This is a genomic window from Vibrio sp. 1249-1 (assembly GCF_033340495.1).
In genome coordinates this window covers 1-6,248 of the sequence record NZ_JAWOWJ010000036.1, presented here as the reverse complement: position 1 = coordinate 6,248, position 6,248 = coordinate 1, and the positions used below count along the sequence as shown (strand labels likewise).

Annotated in this window: 9 protein-coding genes and 1 pseudogene; 3 read left to right on the top strand and 7 right to left on the bottom strand. The window is 41.9% G+C overall.

Annotated elements, in window-relative coordinates:
- Positions 1-192 precede the first annotated feature (192 nt).
- Complete coding sequence (locus R7Z50_RS23940) at positions 193-534, bottom strand: hypothetical protein (protein WP_225478325.1); 342 nt, start codon at positions 532-534, stop codon at positions 193-195.
- A 203-nt stretch (positions 535-737) separates the two neighbouring features.
- Between R7Z50_RS23940 and R7Z50_RS23935 the strand changes: the two genes are divergently transcribed.
- From R7Z50_RS23935 to R7Z50_RS23925, 3 genes and pseudogenes are all read left to right on the top strand, one after another.
- Positions 738-986, top strand: coding sequence for a type II toxin-antitoxin system Phd/YefM family antitoxin (locus R7Z50_RS23935; protein ID WP_005377003.1), 249 nt, complete (start codon positions 738-740; stop codon positions 984-986).
- On the top strand, positions 976-1,266 hold the full coding sequence (locus tag R7Z50_RS23930) for a type II toxin-antitoxin system RelE family toxin (protein ID WP_053302227.1): 291 nt from the start codon (positions 976-978) through the stop codon (positions 1,264-1,266). The genes R7Z50_RS23935 and R7Z50_RS23930 overlap by 11 nt, the downstream gene beginning before the upstream one ends.
- A 236-nt stretch (positions 1,267-1,502) precedes the next feature.
- Positions 1,503-1,827 (top strand): annotated as a pseudogene (locus R7Z50_RS23925) (hypothetical protein).
- 199 nt (positions 1,828-2,026) lie between these two features.
- On the opposite strand, the gene R7Z50_RS23915 reads toward R7Z50_RS23925, so the two are convergent.
- From R7Z50_RS23915 to R7Z50_RS23890, 6 genes are all read right to left on the bottom strand, one after another.
- Positions 2,027-2,395, bottom strand: coding sequence for a VOC family protein (locus tag R7Z50_RS23915; protein WP_024701877.1), 369 nt, complete (start codon positions 2,393-2,395; stop codon positions 2,027-2,029).
- Between the two features lie 148 nt (positions 2,396-2,543).
- The gene (locus R7Z50_RS23910) at positions 2,544-2,981 is read right to left on the bottom strand and encodes an NUDIX hydrolase (RefSeq protein ID WP_170893444.1); all 438 of its coding nucleotides are present in this window, start codon (positions 2,979-2,981) and stop codon (positions 2,544-2,546) included.
- A gap of 137 nt (positions 2,982-3,118) precedes the next feature.
- Positions 3,119-3,760 (bottom strand): hypothetical protein, encoded by a 642-nt coding sequence (locus R7Z50_RS23905; RefSeq protein ID WP_053317233.1) that lies wholly within the window; start codon positions 3,758-3,760, stop codon positions 3,119-3,121.
- A gap of 680 nt (positions 3,761-4,440) precedes the next feature.
- On the bottom strand, positions 4,441-4,830 hold the full coding sequence (locus tag R7Z50_RS23900) for a hypothetical protein (protein WP_206960183.1): 390 nt from the start codon (positions 4,828-4,830) through the stop codon (positions 4,441-4,443).
- Between the two features lie 192 nt (positions 4,831-5,022).
- Positions 5,023-5,523 carry a GNAT family N-acetyltransferase gene (locus R7Z50_RS23895; RefSeq protein WP_318149291.1) on the bottom strand — a complete coding sequence of 167 codons (501 nt, stop codon included), beginning with the start codon at positions 5,521-5,523 and terminating at the stop codon, positions 5,023-5,025.
- Between the two features lie 143 nt (positions 5,524-5,666).
- The gene (locus R7Z50_RS23890) at positions 5,667-6,176 is read right to left on the bottom strand and encodes a hypothetical protein (RefSeq protein ID WP_053306467.1); all 510 of its coding nucleotides are present in this window, start codon (positions 6,174-6,176) and stop codon (positions 5,667-5,669) included.
- Between the last annotated feature and the right edge of the window lie 72 nt (positions 6,177-6,248).

Genomic DNA, 6,248 nt, shown 5'->3' with positions numbered 1-6,248 from the left:
GTCAGGTGTAAATTTGGGAAAAGAAACCAATAAACATCAAGACGTTTGACCTTTGATCCCAACCCAGTGCTAACGCCGCGTTAAGGGGTGAGCAACGCAATACCGATGTTGCCGCATGCCGCCTTAATCACTAAAACCAACGCATAGTAAAAATGCCACGCGTTGCGAATCCCTCTTGAACAATTTGTTAGCTTAAATTATGTAGCACCAAGCCAGACCACCCCAAAACAGAATATTCAAAGTCCAGACCATTACACTCTGGACTGGAAGCATATGAAAAACTAACTGGGGACATGCCTTAAGTTCACTCGGAGAGAACAGCATTTGCGGCTGAAAATCCCAGCTAGTAGCTAAACGCAGACCTCTTTTTAATCTAGGGTGATTCACCAAGTATTCAGCGTAGGATGAATAAATTGTCCATAACCCAAAAAAGCCTAGTAACTCAATTAGGGATATCACTTCCAAACTAAATGGCAATAGTGAAGGCCCACCAATGAGCAAAATTGCTGCAAATATCCATTTTCTATTTCTCATTACACATCCTTGTTAATGATTTAAGCTAACGCCTTGCTAAGGTGTGAGCAACTCAATACCTTAGCCTCCGCATAATACCTTAAACACATAAACCGACGCATAGTAAAAATGCCACGCGTTGCGAATCACTCTTAAGCAACTTGTTATACCGCTTGGTTGAGGCTAAAATGACCAACATAAAGACCACTTAAGAGACCGATTATATGACCACTAGAATTTTAGCCGATGTTGCTGCAAGCATTACTGAGTTGAAAGCTAATCCTATGAAAGTTGCAACTAGTGCTTACGGCGAACCTGTTGCTGTATTAAACCGAAATGAGCCCGCATTTTATTGCGTACCTGCCGAAGCGTACGAAATGATGATGGACAGACTCGAAGATCTTGAACTACTAGCTATCGCTAAAGAGCGTGAATCTGAAGAGAGCATTTCGGTAAATATTGATGACCTATAAACTCGACTTTAAAAAGAGTGCACTTAAAGAGTGGAAAAAGCTTGGCTCTACTCTGCAACAACAATTTAAGAAAAAGCTAATCGAGCGCTTAGATAACCCACATATTCCGGCTTCAAAGCTTTCTGGAGCTGACAACATGTATAAAATTAAGTTGCGTCAATCGGGCTACCGTCTCGTCTACAAAGTTGAAGACGATGTCATCATTGTAACCGTCTTAGCAGTCGGAAAACGCGAACGTAGCGATGTTTACCGTAAAGCCATGAAAAGGTTAGATGATTGATTGCGGTATAACGCCCTGCTAAGGGGTGAGCAACGCAATACAAAAGCCACCGCAAACCACCTTAATCACTAAATTCAACGCATAGTAAAAATGCCACGCGTTGCGAATCCCTCTTGAGCAGTTTGTTAGTCGCGAGGCACCGAGCGACAATTTTAAGCCGAACTAAACTTTGCGAACAACAAACTTTATGTGCTTTGACGCATTTGAGTCAGGCGTAGTCTCAAAGCGGCTATTCAATGAAACCACTTGGAACAAACAACGCCGTAGAAAACGGACTGACAACACCAAAAAGCGCTTTTGGAAAGCCAATCTCACAGTGCGGACTTTCAACAAAGTCACTGAAACCACATGGAACTTACAACACAAGAGAAAACATCATTTCAGCGAGTAAATCGGCTTTTGTACCCAACAAGCTCACCGAGCGGAGTTGCAACCAAAAACAGACTCTCGATTGCCCTGCTCTGTCAGCACCAATGGACAAAACAACCGCTAGAACAATTACAAAACTTTAGACTTAAAACAGCTGAAAATGAGTTTGGACCAACAACGATGAACCTGTGAATCGAACGTTCAGCAGCCAAATTTTGAGCTTAGAAACATGAATTTGACTTCTAGCTTTTTCTGGGGACTAACGCCCTGTTAAGGGGTGAGCAACGCAATACCGAGGCCGCCGCATACCACCTTAAACACTAAAACCAACGCATAGTGAAAATGCCACGCGTTGCGAATCCCTCTTGAACAGTTTGTTAGGGCGCAGAGCCTATTGATACACGCTGACTTCTATTAAGTTCTTATCAAGATCCAAAAAATAGACAGATTGGATTGCACCAACAGCTCCTGATTTTTCGACTGGACCCTCTATGATTTTGACATTTTCTTTGACTAAATGGTTTACCACTGATGTCAACGGCCAATCTGAAATTAAGCAAACATCACCTGAACCAACATTAGCTACATTTCGCGGTTCTTGGCCAAGAAGCTGGAAGTTAATCTTTTGATTTCCGAACGTTACAGCCTTACGGCCATTGGCAAAAGTCACCTCTTCCATGCACAAAACCCGTTTATAAAAGTCCACTGATTTTTCTATGTCGGAGACTGTGAGAACAATATGATCTATGTGATGAATCATCATTTTACTCCTTGCGCCCTAACGCCCGCTTAAGTGGTGAGCAACACTATCACGATACTCAATTATTGCACCGTAAACACAAAAGCCAAATCAAACCAAAACCGCCGAGCGTTGCGAATCCGCCTTAAAGCGTTTGTTATGCGATTTTTCAAAGGTTGCTATTAAGTCTTTGATTAAGCTCCCACAAGGCTATTCTGTTTGAGTCATATTTCAAAAGTTCACTAGCCTCTTGAAAACGACACCAACGAAATTTTGTATGCTCATTTGATATCTGAGGCTCAGTAGATACCCGAACCGAAAAAGAATATTCAGGCACAACAAACTGATGATTAGACCAATTTTCATGACCAGCATAGTACACTTTTGGAAGCATACACATTGAGTCCAATTGCTGCCAATCACAGCCAATTAAACTAGTTTCTTCTTTAAGTTCACGCTTTGCTGCCTCGAGAATGGATTCACTATCTTCACCACCGCCGGAAATAGCTTGCCATACACCGTTATCACTTCGTTTTCCGATTAAGTAACGAGGTTGTTCATTGAGTATTTGATACGGAAATACTAATACTTGAAATGGTGCTCTCATTGGTTTTTCCTCTAATCGCATAACGCCCTGTTAAGGTGTGAGCAACGCAATACCAATGCCGCCGCATATCACCTTAATTACTTAAACCAACGCATAGTAAAAATGCCACGCGTTGCGAATCACTCTTAAACAGTTTGTTAGGCTTTGCCGCGCCATCGCTTTTTCCAATTCTCAAAATCTATCGTATCAGTGCTTGAAGATAATGTGCAGACTGTTTCTTCGATCATATTCTCCAGATCTTGAATAACACCACCGCCTGCCATCACGTGAACAATGGAGCCTCCAGTACCAGCCCCATCAGGTTCTAGGTTTGATCTGTGAAACGAGAACCGACTTTGTGTGTAATCAGAAATGTAAGCGCGTGGCTCTTTACCGTCAAAGTGTAACGGTGGGAAAAATTCAGCAAGAGAAACCCAGTAATCTTGCAACGAATGGATTAGATCGTAACTACCTTGCCGCATGTTTGCTGTAATTCCACTGTCCCATAACTCTTGTGAGCTTTGCTCTACAGCTTTCTTTAGGTTGGGAAGATTATTGATAAAGTGACATTGATGAGGCTGATCAAGATAGCGCCTAGCATAGGATGTAGTTTGCGGAACCATATCAACTTGTTTGTTGCTCACTTTGCGTCTTGCTACCTCTAACATGGGTAAAAGAAAGCTCAGAAACACAAGAATAGGTTCATAGTTTGCGTCAGGTTGCTTTATCCAGAAAGCGCCAATAATTAGAGCAACGATTAGCAATACTATTTCACTAGCCGTAATAAATACCTTTATCAAAGTTACCTCCATTTTCTAGAAAGAAGCCTAACGCCGCATTAAGGGGTGAACAACGCCAACCACCCGAACTAAACCATTGTGCCGTAAACACCTAAGCTAATTCAAACCAAAACTGCCAAGCGTTGTGAATCCCTCTTGAATGCTTTGTTAGTTGCCAAACCTAAAGCTTTGATTTGAAATTGATTGCCGCTTTGTCAACACTGGCTTTGTGTGTTTTGAAAAAACTCAAATCAGGCGCAGTTTCAAAGCGACTGTCACTGAAACCACTTGGAACATGAAACGCCGTAGAAAACGAGCTAACAACACCAAAAAGCGCCTTTGGACAAACAATTTTACAGAGCTAACTTTCAACATATAAATCGGTTTCTGAAATAGAGAATACAACCACAAGAAAAACCAACGCACGATTTTACAAACCCAAATAACTAGAAATTGAAATACGAAAACCGAGCCAAAAACACACGGACCTTAGCCCTAAATATTTTGTTTTAGCTGCGTTTTTCTCGTTGGCAACTAACGCCCTGTTAAGGTGTGAGCAACGCAATACCGATGCTACCGCATACCACCTTAAACACTTAACGCAACGCATAGCAAAAATGCCACGCGTTGCGAATCACTCTTAAACAGATTGTTATGTGCTTTTTTTGAAACCTAGGCTATCCCTTTAAGTTCTAAGTATCTTAGCGTTTGCTCATTTGGTGGGCGAAGTCTGCTAAGATTTCCTCGTCAAAGCCTTCATCGTAGAGGGACTCCATAGTTTCTCTTATTTCAGGGGCAAGCGCTTGGGTCATGCCGGTGAGAACAGAATCTTCTTCTCCCATAACTGCATCCTTCAACCACTTATCGAAATAGGTCTCTATGACTTCTTCCCTCACCCTCTCCCACCATTTATCTCCGGAAACAGGGTGAATCCCTTTAAAAATATATCCTACACGCTCACCGTTATCATAGGTCATCAAATATATATTCCCTACTGTAGGATTTGGATAGTTTCTATCCATAAGAGATTTCCAAGACGCTAAATCTCCTTTTATTCCTAGAGGTGCTGGAATCCAAACAACCTTACTCATATATAGCTCCCAGTCTGTAGCTTAAATTTTGTATAAACGTCAGCATCTTCCGCACGAAGCTTTCCGACACATAACGCCGCGTTAAGGGGTGAACAACGCAAGCCACCAAATCTAAGTCATTGTGCCATAAACACAAAAGCTAAACTTTGAACCAAAACTGCCATGCGTTGAGAATCCCTCTTAAACGCTTTGTTATATGCGTGTTTGAGTGGAGAGAGTAACCAAGTCATCACTGTCGTACAAACGTTCTGCGGATTCTTGCATACCAAGCTTTCGGAGTAGCTTTTCTGATGCCAGATTTTCTATTACCGCTACACCATAAACTTCAGACACCAAACCCGACTCCAAGGTGAAATTTAAGACTGCCTTTGAAGCTTCAAAAGCGTACCCTTTATCTCGATATTGAGGTAGTAATGCATACCTGATATCTGAAAAACTCGAGTCAGCAACTAACTCGACGCCAGCATAACCGATTTTTTGAGATGGCTTACTCTTTAACGCAGCAATGAAAGTACCATAGCCTTTCGACCAGTGAGCCACTTTACTTGGTACGTAATTCTGAATGTACTCCAAGCTAAAAGACTTCCCACCCGGTAAATATCTTGTTGTTTCAGCGCAAGTCAGAAGTTTTGTATAAATATCAGAATCTTCTGGAGTTACAGGGCTAAGTATTAGTCTTTCAGTCTCGATCATCGAATTATCCATTTCCTCTAGAGCATATAACGCTCTGTTAAGGTGTGAAGCACGCAACGACCATGCTGCTGCATGGCACTTCAACACCAAAGTCAACGCATATCAAAAATGCTACGCGTGCTGAATCACTCTTAAACAGTTTGTTATGTTCGTAGCTTTTGTAGTCCTCGAACTGCCCGGTTAGTCGACTCTACCAAGTCAGTCCGCTTCAATTTCTCTCGAATTGCCAATGCTTCTATGAACTGTTGCTCAGCCAGTTTATAGTTGCCAAGCTCAACGTTCAATTTACCCAAATGCTGCAAACTAAAACTCAAAGAGAGCTCACAAGCAAAATCCTGGCTTTTTAGGAATTCTTTTTCAGCGCCAATCATGTCACCTGCATATTGCAGAGCTATACCTGAAGCATGGGTTGACCAGAACTTGTTCTTAACGCTAGACGTTGAAGTTTGCACTTTAGAAGCAAGCCAATAAGCCAACCTACACAGCCCGATGATTCGTAAACAATCGGCTATCAATATTAACTGCCACTCTAGCTTCTCTTTTTTGTTTGAAAGTTTGAATATGAGAGCCTTATATAGCTTTACAACAAGTTTATGGAAAACGCTAAAAGTTACCCTATCTCTTTGATACTCCACCACGTCCTCCAAGAACATAACGCCCAATTAAGGGGTGAGTAACGCAACACCAATGTCACCGCAAACCACCTTAATCACTAAAATTAACGC

Coding starts and splice junctions, on each gene's coding strand:
- R7Z50_RS23940 (WP_225478325.1), bottom strand. CDS start 534: ATGAGAAATAGAAAATGGATATTTGCAGCAATTTTGCTCATTGGTGGG.
- R7Z50_RS23935 (WP_005377003.1), top strand. CDS start 738: ATGACCACTAGAATTTTAGCCGATGTTGCTGCAAGCATTACTGAGTTG.
- R7Z50_RS23930 (WP_053302227.1), top strand. CDS start 976: ATGACCTATAAACTCGACTTTAAAAAGAGTGCACTTAAAGAGTGGAAA.
- R7Z50_RS23915 (WP_024701877.1), bottom strand. CDS start 2,395: ATGATTCATCACATAGATCATATTGTTCTCACAGTCTCCGACATAGAA.
- R7Z50_RS23910 (WP_170893444.1), bottom strand. CDS start 2,981: ATGAGAGCACCATTTCAAGTATTAGTATTTCCGTATCAAATACTCAAT.
- R7Z50_RS23900 (WP_206960183.1), bottom strand. CDS start 4,830: ATGAGTAAGGTTGTTTGGATTCCAGCACCTCTAGGAATAAAAGGAGAT.
- R7Z50_RS23895 (WP_318149291.1), bottom strand. CDS start 5,523: ATGATCGAGACTGAAAGACTAATACTTAGCCCTGTAACTCCAGAAGAT.
- R7Z50_RS23890 (WP_053306467.1), bottom strand. CDS start 6,176: ATGTTCTTGGAGGACGTGGTGGAGTATCAAAGAGATAGGGTAACTTTT.